14 protein-coding genes are annotated in these 17,333 nt (G+C 35.3%); 9 read left to right on the plus strand and 5 right to left on the minus strand.

Annotation, left to right across the window (positions count from 1 at the left end):
- Positions 1–563 precede the first annotated feature (563 nt).
- From ABEG63_RS16345 to ABEG63_RS16355, 3 genes are all read left to right on the plus strand, one after another.
- Positions 564–1,217 (plus strand): NAD-dependent epimerase/dehydratase family protein, encoded by a 654-nt coding sequence (locus ABEG63_RS16345; protein ID WP_312400215.1) that lies wholly within the window; start codon positions 564–566, stop codon positions 1,215–1,217.
- Entirely contained in the window at positions 1,214–1,354 is a 141-nt protein-coding gene (locus ABEG63_RS16350; RefSeq protein WP_267401618.1) for a hypothetical protein, read from the plus strand. The genes ABEG63_RS16345 and ABEG63_RS16350 overlap by 4 nt, the downstream gene beginning before the upstream one ends.
- Before the next feature lie 204 nt (positions 1,355–1,558).
- The gene (locus ABEG63_RS16355; RefSeq protein ID WP_346586267.1) at positions 1,559–4,600 is read left to right on the plus strand and encodes a choice-of-anchor I family protein; all 3,042 of its coding nucleotides are present in this window, start codon (positions 1,559–1,561) and stop codon (positions 4,598–4,600) included.
- Positions 4,601–4,843: 243 nt separating this feature from the next.
- Here the strand turns inward: ABEG63_RS16355 and ABEG63_RS16360 are convergent, their stop codons facing one another.
- The 3 genes from ABEG63_RS16360 to ABEG63_RS16370 form a co-directional block, all read right to left on the minus strand.
- Positions 4,844–5,455 carry a response regulator transcription factor gene (locus tag ABEG63_RS16360; RefSeq protein WP_346586269.1) on the minus strand — a complete coding sequence of 204 codons (612 nt, stop codon included), beginning with the start codon at positions 5,453–5,455 and terminating at the stop codon, positions 4,844–4,846.
- A gap of 501 nt (positions 5,456–5,956) precedes the next feature.
- Positions 5,957–6,205, minus strand: a complete 249-nt coding sequence (locus ABEG63_RS16365; protein WP_267401623.1) for a NifU family protein — start codon at positions 6,203–6,205, stop codon at positions 5,957–5,959.
- 43 nt (positions 6,206–6,248) lie between these two features.
- Positions 6,249–7,355, minus strand: coding sequence for an Mrp/NBP35 family ATP-binding protein (locus ABEG63_RS16370; protein WP_346586271.1), 1,107 nt, complete (start codon positions 7,353–7,355; stop codon positions 6,249–6,251).
- Positions 7,356–7,483: 128 nt separating this feature from the next.
- Between ABEG63_RS16370 and ABEG63_RS16375 the strand changes: the two genes are divergently transcribed.
- On the plus strand, positions 7,484–10,285 hold the full coding sequence (locus ABEG63_RS16375) for a GH92 family glycosyl hydrolase (RefSeq protein WP_346586273.1): 2,802 nt from the start codon (positions 7,484–7,486) through the stop codon (positions 10,283–10,285).
- A 12-nt stretch (positions 10,286–10,297) separates the two neighbouring features.
- Positions 10,298–11,056 carry a hypothetical protein gene (locus ABEG63_RS16380; protein WP_346586275.1) on the plus strand — a complete coding sequence of 253 codons (759 nt, stop codon included), beginning with the start codon at positions 10,298–10,300 and terminating at the stop codon, positions 11,054–11,056.
- Between the two features lie 245 nt (positions 11,057–11,301).
- Here ABEG63_RS16380 and ABEG63_RS16385 read toward each other — a convergent pair whose 3' ends face one another.
- Both ABEG63_RS16385 and ABEG63_RS16390 read right to left on the minus strand, forming a co-directional pair.
- Complete coding sequence (locus tag ABEG63_RS16385) at positions 11,302–12,534, minus strand: hypothetical protein (protein ID WP_346586277.1); 1,233 nt, start codon at positions 12,532–12,534, stop codon at positions 11,302–11,304.
- Positions 12,535–12,548: 14 nt separating this feature from the next.
- Positions 12,549–13,889: a DUF4270 family protein gene (locus ABEG63_RS16390; protein WP_346586279.1), complete on the minus strand. Its 1,341-nt coding sequence runs from the start codon at positions 13,887–13,889 to the stop codon at positions 12,549–12,551.
- A 228-nt stretch (positions 13,890–14,117) separates the two neighbouring features.
- Between ABEG63_RS16390 and ABEG63_RS16395 the strand changes: the two genes are divergently transcribed.
- From ABEG63_RS16395 to ABEG63_RS16410, 4 genes are all read left to right on the plus strand, one after another.
- Positions 14,118–15,101 carry a kelch-like protein gene (locus ABEG63_RS16395; RefSeq protein ID WP_267401634.1) on the plus strand — a complete coding sequence of 328 codons (984 nt, stop codon included), beginning with the start codon at positions 14,118–14,120 and terminating at the stop codon, positions 15,099–15,101.
- Entirely contained in the window at positions 15,094–15,396 is a 303-nt protein-coding gene (locus ABEG63_RS16400) for a DUF4907 domain-containing protein (protein ID WP_346586281.1), read from the plus strand. The genes ABEG63_RS16395 and ABEG63_RS16400 overlap by 8 nt, the downstream gene beginning before the upstream one ends.
- Before the next feature lie 76 nt (positions 15,397–15,472).
- Positions 15,473–16,519, plus strand: coding sequence for a sensor histidine kinase (locus ABEG63_RS16405; RefSeq protein ID WP_346586283.1), 1,047 nt, complete (start codon positions 15,473–15,475; stop codon positions 16,517–16,519).
- 2 nt (positions 16,520–16,521) lie between these two features.
- Positions 16,522–17,232 (plus strand): LytTR family DNA-binding domain-containing protein, encoded by a 711-nt coding sequence (locus tag ABEG63_RS16410; RefSeq protein WP_346586285.1) that lies wholly within the window; start codon positions 16,522–16,524, stop codon positions 17,230–17,232.
- The last annotated feature ends 101 nt before the right edge of the window (positions 17,233–17,333 follow it).

Below are 17,333 nucleotides of genomic sequence, written 5' to 3' on the forward strand. Positions count from 1 at the left end.
AATATTTTTGAGGGAAATTTTATGGTCTTTAAAAACTGACATAATGATGGAATATCACCTATAAATATAAAAATAAATCCATGCAGAAAAGAAAAAGTCGAAAGAAAAAATCTTCCGACCAAGACTAGCGAAGCTGCCGCGCCGAACCCCCAAAAATAAAAAATGGGCTCAAACAAATGCTGCGATCTGGGCTAGGAATGGGAATTGTCAATTTTACGTTGTAAGTAAATTATGAATTTTCCGGACTAAAAATTCCCCTTCTTTGAAGGGGTGGATTTTTGCATAAGCAAAAAGACGGGGTAGTTTAATTATTATAAGAAAATGGAAAGTAATAATAAAACCACCCCGTCAAAAATTTCTATGAAATTTTCGCCACCCCTCCAAAGGAGGGGAATTTTTGTTGTGTGAAACTCAAGTATAAAAAAGTCTAAAAAAAAATTCTACACATCATTCACAATTACAACGTTGATATTTTATAAAAAATAAAAAAATGTATAATTTTTGCTACCACATAAAGTAAAAGGTAAAGCTTAAACGTCAACAAGATTAACAACTATAAAGAAATGGACTCAATCAAAGTAATTCTCACAGGTGCAACAGGAATGGTAGGTGAAGGTGTTTTATTAGAATGTCTTGAAAATCCGAATGTTTCAGAAATTTTAAGTGTCGGCAGAAAACCTTCAGGAAAAAAGCACGCCAAATTAAAAGAATATATAGTTTCAGATTTTCTACAAATTGATCTTCTGGATGAAAATCTTAAAGGTTACGATGCCGTTTTCTTTTGCGCCGGAATCAGCAGCGTGGGATTGAATGAGGAAGATTACACCAGAATCACTTACGACACCACATTGCATTTCGCCAAAGCAGTTCTCAACCAAAATCCGGATATCGTTTTCAATTATGTTTCCGGAGCAAGTACCGATAAAACCGAAAGCGGAAAACTGATGTGGGCAAGAGTAAAAGGAAAAACAGAAAATACATTGAGAAAGCTTGGTTTTAGAAGCGAATACAATTTTCGTCCTGGGTTTATGAAACCTGTTGAAGGCCAGGAAAATGTAAAATGGTTCTTCAAACCAATTATTTGGATTTTTCCACGTATATTACCTTCAAAATCATTAACTTTACACGAAGTCGGGAAAGCGATGATCAACGCAGTGCAAAAGGGCTACCCTACCTCAACTTTAGAAATTAAGGACATTAAAAATTTAGCGATATGAGAGAAATGTTAAAGAGAATTGTTCTGGTGGTTTTCATTTTATTGGTCTTGACTGCAATTTCAGGATTTTTTTACATGCAAAAACATCCTCTGGAAAATTCTTCCAATCAAATCTATTTAGCACATCCGGATAAATAAAACAGTACATTCAATTTTATTATAGCCAATATTTCTACAGTTGGCTGATTTGTCGTTTCTTTAATTTTCTATTTTCTTCTTTCGAAATTTAATTTTCATCAAAACTTTCAAAAATTACATTATTATTAAGAATTAATTAAAATTCGCTTAAAATGTTTACAAAATAGAAAGTTCATTTTTGCATAAATTTAATATAACGTAAAAATGACTGATAACTACCTTTTGAAAGGTTCGGTGATTGCCGCGATGTTCCTTCAGGGAGCAGCTTTCGGGCAATCAAGCCTTATTCATTACTGGAATTTTAATAACAATGCTTCTGCAACCGCGATGATGACGCCAACATCAACTTTGGTAAACGGTTCTATGACAGCCGTAACCAGCGGAACAACAGAAGTTGATTTTGCCAACGGAACAGGGCAAAACTTCAGCACAGAAAATTTAAATGCAAGAAATGGAGATGCTGCCGGAACGCATTTGCGATACAACTTCCCTATTAACGGGAATTTGCAGTTCAATTTACCAACTACAGGATTCAATAATGTGGTGGTAAAATTTACGACAAGAAGATCGGGTTCGGGGGCAGGAACACAAACGTGGTCTTACTCTTTGGATGGAACAACTTTTCAGACCTATCAAACAGTAAATCCGCAAGATGCCAATCCGCAATTAATTACATTTGATTTTTCCAATATTGCAGGCGTTTCCAACAATCCTAATTTCAAACTTAAAGTTGAATTTTCCGCAGGAGCAAATAACGGAACTGTAGGAAATAACCGTTTTGATAATTTTACCGTAGACGCAACAGCAGTTGGAGGTATCGACACTACTCCGCCAACAGTTGCCTACCTTCCCACAAACAACACAAATAATGCTTTAACGACTGTAAATCCTACCATTACTTTCAACGAAAATGTAAGATTAGCCGACAATTCTACGATCAACGATTCTAATGCACAAACGCTTGTAGATTTCCGTATTGGAAATGCTTCAGGTGCTCAAATTCCCTTCGCAACAACTTTTTCTAACAATAAAATCACGGTTATTCCAACCTCAGGTTTAGTTCCGAACCAGACGTATTATCTGGCTTTAAAACCAAATGTGGTGGAAGATTTCAGTGATAACGCAGTAACAACGGCAACTTCAACCGTATTTACAACCGCCGGAACTTCTATTTCTTTGGATAAAAACTTTATCAAAGTCAATGAAAATGCAGGAACATTCGCATTTAAAATTAATGTAACCAATCCTTCCACGGCATCGGTAAATTTGGTAGCAAAACCGGCTCCTTTCAGCACGGCAGACCATAATGATTTCACTTTTATCAGTCAAACAGTTAATATTGTTCCGGGAACTACAAGTTACACGGTAAATATCCCTATTATTGATGATGCACTAGCAGAACAAGAAGCAGAATATTTTGTTTTAAGCCTTGAAAATCCTACCGGAGCAACCATTTCAGGAGACAGCAATTCAACGGTTTATATTATTGATAATGATAAAGCGGCTCCTGTTCCATCACACCAAATTCAGTTAAATTATATCGGAAGTTTTGATCCTTCCGGAAACAACAGCAGCTCTACGGAAATAGTGGTTCACGATCCTACCACGCAGAGATTATTTACCATCAGTTCTTTGACGGATGTTTTTGATATTATCAATTTCAGTAATCCGAATACTCCAACGGTTATCAATACCGTAAATATGGCTCCGTATGGCGGAATTACAAGTATTGCCGTGAAAAACGGAATTATTGCGGCAGCTTCTCCAAACACGAACCCTCAACAGAACGGTTCGGTAGTTTTCTTTGATATTAACGGAAATTTCCTGAAACAAGTTACGGTTGGTGCTTTACCGGATATGGTTTCCTTCTCACCAGACGGAACAAAAGTTTTAACCGCCAATGAAGGTGAACCCAATGACGCTTACACCATCGATCCTGAAGGAACTATCAGCATTATTGATATTTCGGGAGGAATTAACAATCTAACTCAAAATAATGTTACTACACTTAATTTCAATGCGTTTGATTCTCAGGTGGCAGCATTAACACCGACAGGTTTAAGAAAAGTAAGAACCAATAATATACTTTCTCAAGATTTAGAACCTGAATATATTACGATAAGTGCAGACAGCCAAAAGGCTTGGATCACACTTCAGGAAAATAATGCGATTGCTGAGGTTAATTTAACTTCAAAAACGATTACCGGAATTTGGGGATTAGGCAAAAAAGATATGAGCCTTCCAGGAAACGGTTTTGATGCTTCGGACAATAATGGTGAAGTTTTAATTGCCAACTGGCCTGTAAAAGCTTATTATATTCCTGATGCGGTTCAGAATTATAAAGTGGGAAACACAAACTATATTGTAACGGCAAACGAAGGTGATGAAAAAGATCTTTCAGGATTTAGTGAGAGAACGACGGTTGGAGCCAACGGTTATACTTTAGATCCAGCACTTTTCCCGCAATCATCAATATTAAAAGCTTCGCATAATTTAGGAAGATTCAGAGTTTCTAATGCCACAGGAAATACGGATGGAGATAATGAATTTGAAGAAATTGCAGCGTTGGGTGCACGTTCGTTCTCGATTTTCAATGCTGACACGAAACAAATCGTTTACGACAGCGGTGATCAATTTGAACGATATATCGCAGCTAATCATCCATTGATTTTCAATGCTGATAATGAATCGAACACGATTAAAAGCAGAAGCCGTGCAAAAGGCCCAGAGCCGGAAGGGGTAACTTTAGGAACAATTAATGGGCAAACTTACGCTTTCATCACCATTGAAAGAACCGGAGGTGTAATGGTTTATAATATAACAGATCCGAATAATCCTACTTTCACTGATTATAAAAACTCTCGTATGACTTCAGCGTATGGAGGTGATAATGGCCCTGAAGGAATCATCTACATTGCTCCTGAAAATACCACAACAGGAAAAGGATATGTGGTAATTGCCAACGAAATCAGCGGAACTTTATCGATGTACGAAGTAGCCACTCCAAGTTTGGCAACCGGAGAAGTGAAAACAGAAAAATCGACCTTCAACGTATTCCCGAATCCGGTATCAAAAGGAAACACTTTATATTTCAACAGAGTTCAGGATTATGAATTGTATGATATGTCTGGAAAACTGATTGAAAAACAAAAAAATGCTTTAACAATAGATACTTCAAAGCTTTCTACAGGCGTTTACCTTGTGAAAACTTCTGAAGGACAGCTAAAAAGAATTATTGTAAAATAGAGTATATTATTTAGTTGATGTAAAGCTCCGAAAAAGTTCGGGGCTTTTTTATTATTGAACATTTTAATATAGCAAAATTAAACGCAATACTATCAATATTACCAATACAAGGAAAATCTTATCATCACTTTAACCGTGGCTCTCGGTATAGCAACACCATGTACAATATTAACATTATAAGGAGACTTAATAAGTATAACAGGGGAAGCCTTTTCTGACGTAAACAATAGGGCAGATATTCCCTCAATGCATCTCGTCATAAATTCTCACCAGATCTACCACACTTTTCACTTGTAGCTTCTCAAAGATTTTCTTTTTATAGGTACTTATGGTTGACGTCTTTAGATCTAAACTATTGGAAATCTCAATATTTCCATAACCTTCTGCTAAAAGTTTGAAGATTTGAAACTCTCTCTTAGAAAGTTTTTCAACAGTATTATTATCTTTTGAAGTCAGCAGTTTATTCATCATTTTAGAAGGATAATAAAAACCTTCTTCAAAAATTGCCATAATTCCCTTTAAAATTTCAAATTCACTGGCACTTTTATTCATATAACCTTCTACTCCCTCTTCTATGTACTGAATCCCTACATTTTCATCATAGGTGGAAAAAATCAGGATTTTAATATTTTTCTGCCTTTTCTTAAGATCCTTCACCATTGATTTAAAAATACTTCCCGGAATATCTGTATCAAGAATTATAAGATCATATTGTTTAGAAGAAATCTTCTCTTTCGTTTCAGAATAATTTTCAGCGAAATCAATTTTACACGGAAACTGTAGCTTAGTCTCCAACAACACTGCCGTACCCGCCCTTACCACATACAGACCGTCAGCAATGAGTATATTTTTCATAGTTTTAGTTTTTTAATAATAGTTTCCATAAAACCCATACATCTATTTTACAGAAGTTAGTTTATCCTCTAAATTATTATCACAATGCAATACAACATATAGACCAATACCACATTTTTTCTTAAAAAATTCTTTATTTAAAGCACTTTCCGCGATTTTCATCAAAACTTTAAACAAAAAAATTCTGCCCTTACTTTCTTCTCAAAGTCGGGTAACTTGCCATAAAAAACATTGAACATTAAAAGGAACGACAACGCAACCTCAATAGTATATTTTAAAACCTCATATTGCGTTGTAAATAAATTTTTTACAAAAATAACACTAATAAATCTCATGCAATCATAGAATTATTTCTATATGCAGGTAATAATTTTTCTAAACTTTTTTCTCGTTTAAAAGCAAAAAAAAACAGGTCTTGAAAACCTATTTAATATTGGAATTGAAAACCATAAAAAAAAGACAGGCCGAAACCTATCTCAAAAAAATATATATTGTTATTTTTTATTCCACGCTTATTACTTTTTCTATTTCCGGCGCATGTTGTTTGATTGTATTTTCAACACCTAATTTCAATGTTGATACATTCAGTGAGCAACCAGAACAGTTTCCTAAAAGTTTTACATAAACCAAGTTATCCTTCACATCAATAAGCTCAATATCTCCACCATCTTTATTCAAAAACGGTCGGATGCTTTCCAGAGCTTCCATCACTCTTGTTACTGTATCTTCGTGTGTTATGTTTGTTTCCATATTTTTTCAGTTCAATTCGGTTTTTTCAAGATTTGAAAAATATTTATTTTGCTTTTGGCGAGCAACCCGCCATTGTAGAAATTTTCACTGCTTCAGTCGGAGGAAGATTTTTATTTCTTTCTACCAAGCTTTCCACCATTTTACGGGCAGTTTCTGTGTAGATCTCCGCGATTTTAGAACCATCCTGCAAAGCGGCCGGTCTTCCAACATCTCCCGCTTCTCTGATACTTTGAATTAACGGAATCTCTCCCAAAACAGGTATTCCAAGATCATCTGCTAAATATTGCGCTCCTTGGTTTCCAAAGATATAATATTTATTTTCAGGTAATTCTTCCGGTGTAAAATACGCCATATTTTCCACTAATCCAAGAACCGGAATGTTAATACTTTCCATCTGGAACATCGCAATCCCTTTTCTTACGTCTGCCAAAGCCACGTGTTGAGGGGTACTTACAATCACCGCTCCCGTTACAGGAACTTCCTGAATAATTGATAAGTGAATATCACCCGTTCCTGGAGGAAGGTCGATCAATAAGAAATCTAATTCTCCCCAAGCTGCGTCTCTGATCATTTGGTTCAGCGCTTTTGAAGCCATCGGGCCTCTCCAGACAACCGCCTGATTTGCACCTGAGAAATATCCTATGGAAAGCATTTTTACGCCATAATTTTCAACAGGTTTCATTAAACTTTTACCGTTTAATTCTACAGAAATTGGCTTTTCACCTTCTGTATCGAACATCGTAGGAACTGAAGGACCATAAATATCCGCATCCAATAAACCTACTTTGAAACCCATTTTTGCCAACGTTACCGCCATGTTTGCAGAAACCGTAGACTTACCAACACCTCCTTTTCCAGAAGCAATGGCAATAATATTTTGAATCCCAGGAATTTGTTTTCCTTTGATCTGACTTTGCTGAATTTCGCTAGGTTCCGGAGAAACGATTTTTAATTTTAAAACAATTTCATCTCCGAATTCACTTGCAAAAGCCTGCTTCATGGCTGCCTCAAGCTTTTTTTTCTCGTGCATTGCCGGTGAATGCGCAGTCATATCAATATATACATCGTTGCCCATAACCTGAAAATTGCTTACCAAGTCATCAACTTCTATCTCTTTAAGGAAATTTTGTACCTTTTCTTTCGTCAACATAAACTAAATAAATTGTTTACAAATTTACGTAATTTTTACCTATTTAGAATAAGTAAACGCAATGATAGATATTTTCTTTTGTGAATCCAAATTTTAGTGTATTTTAGGGGAATTTAATTTTTTACATGATGAAAAAAATATTAGTTGTTCTTTTAGGAATTGTTGCCCATAATTTATTTTCACAAAATTATTCGCAATATGTAAATCCTTTTATAGGAACTGGTGGGCACGGACACACGTTTCCCGGAGCCATTGTTCCTTTCGGAATGGTACAGCTTTCACCCGATACAAGAATCGATGGAAGTTGGGACGGTTGCAGCGGTTATCATTACTCAGATTCTGTGATCTACGGATTTTCTCACACGCACCTTAACGGAACGGGAGTTTCGGATTATGGAGACATTATGCTGATGCCGACAATGGGAAATCCAAGTTTGGACAGCAAAGACTATTCTTCTAAATTCTCACACAAAAACGAAAAAGCAACGGCTGGATTTTATTCGGTTAAGCTAGATAAAAACAATATCGATGTTCGTCTGACTACGACCAAAAGAGTAGGTTATCACGAATATACTTTCAATAATGCTGGAAATGCCAATATCATTTTAGATCTGAATCACAGAGATAAACTGCTGGAAGGTGAGGTTAAAATAATCGACGATAAAACCATTGAGGTTTTCAGAAGAAGTGAAGCTTGGGCAACGAACCAATACATTTACGCAAGAATTGAGTTTTCAAAGCCATTAAAAATTTCAAAAAAACTGGTAAACGGTAAAGACGAAACAAATCTTTTAACAGGAACAAAATTAGCATTGGCCTTTTCAACAACAGTAAAGAAAGGAGAAAAAATCAGCGTAAAAGTGGCGATTTCTCCGACAGGTTATGAAGGCGCCGGAAAAAATATGCTGGCGGAAGGAAAATCTAATGATTTTTCTGAAATTCAAAAACAGGCGGTTGCAGATTGGGACAAAGAATTATCAAAAATTGAAGTTAAGTCTTCCGATAAAGATAAACTGACGGTTTTCTATACGGCAATGTATCATGTTTTCACGCAACCTAATATTAATATGGATGCAGACGGAAAATACAGAGGTCGCGACAATAAATTCTATATGGCGAAAGGTTTCGACTATTACTCGGTTTTCTCGCTTTGGGATACTTTCAGGGGTGCGCATCCTTTAATGTCTTTAATCGATAGAAAAAGAACAGCCGATTTCATCAATACTTTCATTAAACAATACGAACAGGGCGGCAAACTTCCGGTTTGGGAGCTGGCTTCCAACGAAACAGAATGTATGATCGGTTACCACGCAGTTTCTGTGATTGCAGACGCGATGGCAAAAGGAATCACTGGTTTTGATTATGAAAAAGCATTTCAAGCTTCTAAAAATTCGGCGATGTTGGATATTTTTGGGTTGAATGCTTACAAACAAAATAATTTTATCGCTATTGATGACGAACACGAAAGTGTTTCTAAAACCGTAGAATATGCTTACGATGACTGGTGTATCGCTCAAATGGCGAAAATTTTAGGCAAAAAAGAAGATTACCAGTATTTCATGAAGCGTTCTCAGAACTGGAAAAATTTATACAATCCCAAGAACGGATTTATGCAGCCTAGAAAAAACGCAAACTGGCTTGAACCGTTTGATCCAAGAGAAGTAAACAACAATTATACAGAAGGAAATTCATGGCATTACTCCTACTCCGTTCAGCAGGATATTCCGGGATTAATTGCGGCGCACGGCGGAAAAGAAAAATTCGAACAATTTATTGATGCTATTTTTGCAGCTCCGGATAAAACGACGGGTAGAGAGCAGGTGGATATCACAGGTTTGATGGGACAATATGCCCAAGGAAACGAGCCGAGTCACCATATCGCTTATCTTTATAATTATGTTGGCAAGCCGGAAAAAACAGATGCTAAAATAAAGTATATTCTTGATAATTTCTATAAAAACACTCCTGACGGATTGATCGGAAATGAAGATTGCGGACAAATGAGTGCGTGGTATATTTTGAGCACGATGGGAATTTATTCTGTAACGCCAGGATTGCCTGAATGGCAGACGACAAAGCCTTATTTTGATGAGGTTAAAATTCACCTTGAAGACGGAACAACGAAAATCATCACAAAAAATACAGGCAAAGAAGAGCTTAGAAAATTAGGTTTTGAGAATGCAAAATCGTTCAAAGATTTTAAATATGACGAATTAACGGCAACGCCTGTTATTGCTGCAGACAGAATTTTTGACATCAATACCAAAGTAGCCATCACTCCATTGAATCCGAATGATAAAATTTATTATATGACGATGGATGAAGGTGATGCGAATGTGAGAAAAACATTTAAGCCATATAAAGAACCTTTCACCATCACAAAAACAACTCAGGTTTCTGCGTATGCGGAAAGAAGTGGCGAAAAAAGTTCAATTACAACCGCTAATTTCTACAGAAGACCCAACCATTGGAGCATTGATGTGAAGCCTACCGCTTATCCTCAATATACAGCAGGTGGAAAATTGGCTTTAATTGACGGAATCAACGGTGCGATAAATTGGAGAAAAGGCGAATGGGTTGGCTATTGGGGACAGGATTTCGAAGCCGTGATTGATATGCAGTCACCTCAGCAGATCACGAAATTATCTTCTACTTATCTTCAGGACAGCAAAGCATGGATTTTAATGCCTAAAAAAGTGGAATATTATGTTTCGATGAACGGAAAAGATTTTATCCTGATGAAAACAGTTGATAATACAGTTGATCCAAAAGATGAAACAGTACAAATCAAAGATTTCGCTGCAGAAATTTTACCAACTGAAGCAAGATATGTAAAAGTAAAAGCGTATTTCTTCGGAAAACTTCCGGAATGGCATCAAGGTGCCGGCGGAGATGCGTATATCTTTGTGGATGAAATTTCTGTGAAGTAAAAAATTATAATGATGAAAAAATTATTCTTCGTATTATTTTTAATAATCGGTGTGATACAAGTATCCGCCTGTAAGTGCGTTACTAACACTTTAGTCGAAAATTATTTAGCAGCAGATGTTGTTGGAGTTATAAAAATTTTAAAAGTCTATGATGAAAACGATGAGCAAAGAACCTATAAGGCTGATGTTAAATTTGAAAAAATTTATAAAGGCGAACAATTTAAAACTTTAAATATTAGAGGCCTCATAGGGGATGTTTCATCCGGAGCCTGTGAAACAAGTGTTGAAGTTGGAGAAGAATACCTGATATTATTAAGTAAATACAACAATAGTTATGGTATTTCTTCCTGCTCTCCTAAATACCATGTTGATCCCAAAAAAGAAAAGAATAATCTAAAAGCATTGGAAAAAACCTTTGCCTATATAGATAAAAACAAATTCAGATTCATGGGATTAGAATTTACAACAGGTTATGACAAATTACAAACAGGAGACAAATCGGCACTTTCTAATATTAAAAATTTTTCTCCAAAACAGCCTTTTGCAATTTATAAAATCACGATTAACGATTTTCAAAAAATAGAAAAAATTTCACCCATAACCGTTTTTGGAAGTAAGGATAAAGAAGTCGAGAAGATAATGAAGAATAATCTTGAAATTGATCCTCCTTTATTTACAGAAAGCCCGACAAATGAGTATCTCATATTACTTTTATACCTTAAAGATAATATGAATACAAAATACGGAGAAGTTATTAATAGTGAATGGTAAAAATCAACTCCCTTTCGAAAATTTCGGACGGGAGTTTTTTAGCATTTTTGATATGAAATTTATGGACTAAATTTCTTTAAACATTCGATGTATATCTAAAAAAGCTAACATTCAAAATCAATTTTACAAAAAACCCCTCACGAAATTCGCAAGGGATTTGGTGGCAATATCATTTAGCATTCGACATTTTCTTCTGCATTGTAAATGACATCACCGGGTATTGTTGTTTTAAAAATAAGCACTTTTTAGTCTAGATAACGTTTTTTAAACCATGTATCCAGAATATTCATACTGATATTCAGCATGTGATAATTTTCCCGGATTGCTACATTTTTCTGAACGCCATGAATTCCGTAGCCGTAACCGACATTCAGAACTACTTTATTTAATGGGATTCCTACCCCAACAGTGGCTTCCAGTTTATCGATTTCAACTTTATTGATCTTGTAATATCCGGTATCATAATTTAAACCGAAACGATAAATAAAGGTTTCAGAAAGTTTTTCGGTACGTCTTCTTTCAGGAAGAATTTCAACTCCCAAACCGTAGGTTTTCTGTCTGTAATATTGTTCTGAAGTCTCGGTATTTTTTACTTTATCCCAGTTGCTTTGTGTAAAATCGAAGGTAAGACGGTATCTTTCTTTCGCTAAAAATCCAAATCCGAACCCCATCTCAAAAGGCAAAGCCGAATCTTTTGACGAAAGATTGGTCGTAATACTATTGGTATAATCCTGATTTTCGGTGTAAGAAACATCTCTTTTGGAAACCAATTTGCTGCCAAAATTCACAATTCCTCCTAAAGTCAATTGAAAATTATCACTAAAATCTTTCTTAAACTGCGTTCCCAAATTATAACTAAAACCCGTATATCTTATATTTCTGCTGATTTCTACTTCAGAATTTGTAGTAATGGTCTCTTTACGGATAATTTTTCCGAAATTGTTTTTCACTTTTCCGCCAACACTCCAGTTATCATTAATTTTATAGGCTAAACTTACGCCCCAGTTCGACAGTCCGCCACTTCCTTCGTATGTTACGGGATATTCAGTCGCGGTGCCTTCGATGGGAATGGTAGACGAAATCTTGTAGTCTGACGAAGTAGACGGTTGTATATTCATCCCGACAAATAATTTTTTTGAAACCCTCAACGCCGCACTGAAATTTGTAAAATTAGCATTGAATCTGTTGTCTTTTCCTAAATTACTCGAAATCGTATTGTACTTCCCTATTCCACTGATATTGAAAACTACATTTTTTGAAGAAATAGCCGTCATGGATGCCGCATTTTTAGAATTGATATAATTTGGAGCTTCCAAAGCGATTCCTGTATTTCCCAAGGAGATATTTCTGGCATCATCAACATTATTAAACATTCCGACCCCGAAATAGGAATAAGGCGAAGAGTTTTGAGCATACAATCCGGAAGTAAAAACTCCTGAAAACAATAAGCCGATTACAATTTTATTTTTTCTGTTCATAAATTTTTTCTGCATTAATATCCTAAAATGTAAACCTTTAGTTTTGCCGGATTCGTTTTGTTTTTTGAATCTCCAATCACCACTTTTCCTGAAAGAACATCGTTGTAGGAAGAAGGGTAAATCAATGTATTATAATTTGAATTGGCTGTTTCCGTTAAAATAGTATTGAAATAACTCGACATAGAAAAGCTGTACGCATGCTCATTCTGGAACTCGCTGCTATTAGATAAACTTGCGGTAATTTCTGTACTTCCATCTGATGTATAAGTGCTTACCACATGATTTGCCTTATCACCCATATAATAATACAAGGGGCTCGGATTATAAAACTGATTAGAATAATACCCCGCCACAGGGCTCACAGTAAGCGTTGCATCTATGATTTTATAGTTATCGTATAAATTTTTAATATTTTTCAGATACGGAATTTCCACTTTGGTGTACACTCCTATTCCCGCCATCATATAAGCTTTGTTATCTAAATTTGTTGAAAGTATAGGGTTTTTAGGAGTCAGCCCCGCCAAATCAGAACCTGTAAAATCACTTTGTACTTTATTATATTGATACGTTGAACTCGGGTTGAGGTCTAAAGTATATTTCACTAATTCAGTTCCGTTTTGCGACGTGGTGTGATAATACATTCTCACGATATTCGACACTTTTTCTTTGGTGCTTTTATTAATTTGAACCTGATAAGACGAATTAATCCCAAACCTCAGCATTGCATTATTGTCAGATGAAGGAACGAGCGCCAGACCTTTATAAAAATTCAGAAAATATTCCTGAGTGGTCACATCGCTGTTCTTTAGCGTATTGAAAAGAGTTTGTCCGTAAGATTGATCTAATTTCACCTTCACATAACTACTGTCTGTATTCGGTCTCGGATAAAACTCTGCACTTCCGATTGAGTTTGATGCATAATTAAAATTACTTTTATTATAAAGATACCCCCCATTCAACCTGATTCTGTCAGTCAAAGGATGTACCTCCAATTTATATGTTTTCAATGTATCTCCGTAATAAAAATCTGAATTGGTAAGATACATTACAATAGAATCGAAAACCGCACTGGTAGGAGAATTCAAGGTATAAGCTTCTGGTGTAAGTTCAAAAAACGAAGACGAATTTACCTTCCCAAAAGTCTGATCTTTTATATTTCCTATCATCATTACATTTTTTCCGGAAGTCACTACAGAATCCATCATAATGGTAGACATTTTCATAGTCAGCGTATCGATCATTACAATTTTTGACTGCGCATCCATCCACGTGCTTCCCACTTCATACGTATTGGTTTCATCTTCGCAGGAAAACAAAAACATCATTGAAATACATAATAAAAGGTATTTATACATCTTTTTTCCGCAAACATATAATGAAGATGCTATTGAGATAAAATTTATTCTCCCTTTTATCCATAGTTGTAGACCATAGCAAGATTTGCTTAGATAAATGATGATTTTCAAAACAATACCTCATCCATCATAAAAATAAAGGCATTCGCCTACAAAAAACACGCATTCGTCTAAAAAATTTTCACAAGATCAGAGAATGAAATTCATTTGCACAAAAAAGAATGAATAATGAATGGTAAACTTTCAATCTTAGCCCTTACTCTTGTAGGAACATTTTTAGCTGTAAGCTGTCGAAATGACGATGACGACGATGAACTAATGGGAAACTGGGTAAGAGTTTCGGATCTGGACGGTAAACCTCGTTCCAATGCCTCTGCATTTGTGGTAAACGGAAAAGGATACATCACCGGAGGATATGACGGAGAATATTATTACAACGACTTATGGAGCTACGATCCCAATGCTAATTCATGGACTCAAAAAGCAGATTTTCCGGGTTCTAAAAGAAGCTCTGCGGTAGGTTTTGCCACCAATGCTTACGGCTATGTGGGAACCGGATATGATGGATTGAATAAATTGAAAGATTTCTATAAATACGATCCAACTTCCAACACCTGGAACCAGATTGCCGATTTTCCGGGAACAGAACGATATGCCGCTTTAGCATTCGGAGTTGAAAATAACGGCTATGTAGGAACAGGATACGACGGAAGCGAGTTGAAAGATTTCTATAAATATAATGAATCGACCTCATCATGGAGCTCCATCACAAGTTTAGGAGGTTCTAAAAGACGAGACGGAGCCGCTTTCGTAATCAATAATATCGCTTATGTAGGATTTGGAAGTAATAACGGAAGCCTTGTTTCAGATTTCTGGGCATTCGATCCTAGTTCTGAAACATGGACAAGAAAAGTAGATACCAGCAATGATGATGATTCTCAAAACCGTACTTCAACTGCTGCTTTTGCAGCAAATGGATTAGGATATGTGGCGACAGGTTCTACTAGCGGCGTGGGAAATACTACCTGGGAATACAATCCTTCTACCAATGACTGGACGCAGAGAACATCCTTCGAAGGTTCTTCCAGAGAAAGCGCGTGTGCCTTTTCCATAGGAAGCTACGGATATGTTCTTACCGGAAACAGCGGTTCATCTTATTTTGATGACATCTGGGTTTTCCATCCAAATGAAAGTGAAAACAGCTATGACTAAAACATTTTTAAAAATACTTTTTGTCTCAGGAATATTTTTGTTGAGTTGCGAAAAGAAAACCGGAAATCTTGAAGTGAAGATCATCAAACAAAATTCAGGATACGGTTATCAGATTCTTAAAAAGCATAAAATTCTCATCAACCAGCCTTTTATTCCTGCCATACAAGGAGAGAAAACTTTTAAAAACGAAACAGACGCACAAAAGACTGCAGATCTTGTTGTGAGTAAAATACATCGATATTCTTTACCCAGAATTTCTGTACGTGAACTGGATTCCATGAAAATCGAATATTAATTGCTTTAATTCCCTAGAAATTCCTTCAATAGTTTATTGAGGGAATTTCGTGCTCACAAACAACAAATTATTTTTTATGACCGCATTTTTAAGACAAATACAAACCACCTACATTTATCACTGGATTATCTGGAGCATTCTTATTTTCTTTAAATTAATAATGGATTATTCCGTTTTTGGAAATTTTCTTCTCCTCATGAATCTGAAAATTTTTCTTGTTTCCATTATTCTTTTTTATATCAATTATTATATTGCTTTACCGTTTCTGATCAAGCAGTCACCCAAAAAAATTCTGATCATTACCATTTCATTTGTGGTCATTTATGTGTCTTTAATGATCATATTTATGCCGCCATTTCCGAAACATCCACCGTTTCCTCCGAAAGATTTTAACCCGAACGGTAGAATGATGAGACCTTTTCATCATGATGTTAACTTGTATGATATTTTCTTCAGAATAGGAATTTTTTCCATGATATTCAGCATTCTGCTTTTCTTTGTCGATAAATGGATGGAAAACGGAAAAAAAATAAAAGCCCTGGAATTTGAAAGACAATCGAGCGAGTTGAAAATTCTTCGGGAGCAAATTAATCCGCATTTCTTTTTTAATGCACTGAACAGTATTTATTCATTATCAATTATTCAGTCTAAAGATACGCCGAGGGTGATTTTAATTTTATCAGACATTATGCGGTATGTTCTGAATAATAAAAATATGCAGAAAAATAACCTGAATGATGAAATTAATAATATTAAAAAATATATTGAAATTCAGTCGATTCGGTTTAATAAATTCAATAATCTGAATGAAGAATTTAATGGCAATTTTGAATCTTACGAAATTGAACCTCTTCTGCTTTTAACTTTTGTTGAAAATGCTTTCAAATACGCTGATCTGAGAAAAGGAGCTTTGGACATTAAAGTACATCTCGAAAACGGATTGCTTGATTTTAAGATCCGAAACTTTTATGAAAAGAAGAATCATGAAAAATCCAGTGACAGCAAAATGGGAATAGAAAATACCAAAATGAAACTGAATCTTTTGTATCCCGAAAAATATCAACTGAATATTGACGACAATGGCTCTGAGTATAAAATCAACTTAAAACTTCAATTGAATTAAAAATGAATTGCATAATTGTAGACGATGAAGAACTGGCTCATCATGTAATTGAAGAATATATTTCAAGAATTCCCTTCCTGAATCTGGTTAAGAATTGCTACGATATTCAGGAAACGATACAGACTTTACAAACCGAAAATGTAGACCTTATTTTTCTGGATATCAACCTTCCCAATATCACCGGAATAGAGTTTTTAAAAAGCTTTAATAGGCTTCCCGATGTTATTATTACCACCGCTTATGATGATTGTGCCGTACAAGGTTTTGAAATGGATGTGATGGATTATTTATTAAAACCTTTTTACTTTGAAAGATTCCTGAAAGCTGTTTATAAAAGCTATAATCATCAGAATAATTCTAAAATTTTACAGGAAAAAAGTACACAGATTTTATTTAAAGATTCATTCATTTTTGTGCGATCCAATAATGAAGATGTAAAATTGAATTTAAGTGAAATTACCCGAATTAATGCTTTAAAAGATTATATCATTATCTACACGGAAACCCGAAAACTGATTGTGCATCAAACCATGAAATCCATTATGGAAAAGATAGAATCTGAGAATTTTATTCGTGTTCACAACTCACATATTATTTCGCTTCAGCATCTTCAAAGCATCGGAAAAAATAACCTAACAATTGGAAATGAAAGAATTCCGATAAGTGAAAAATACAAAGCATATTTGAATAAAGTAATTGAAAAGTATAAGTAAGTTTAGAAGCAGGAAGAGGGAGGCTGGAGGTTTTGATACCGCCCAACTTCACAATCTCCGTCAGTTCGAGTGATTTTTCGGAGTAAAACGGAGAAAAATTG

It is taken from the genome of Chryseobacterium sp. C39-AII1, from assembly GCF_039672645.1.
In the GTDB taxonomy this organism is placed as follows: domain Bacteria; phylum Bacteroidota; class Bacteroidia; order Flavobacteriales; family Weeksellaceae; genus Chryseobacterium.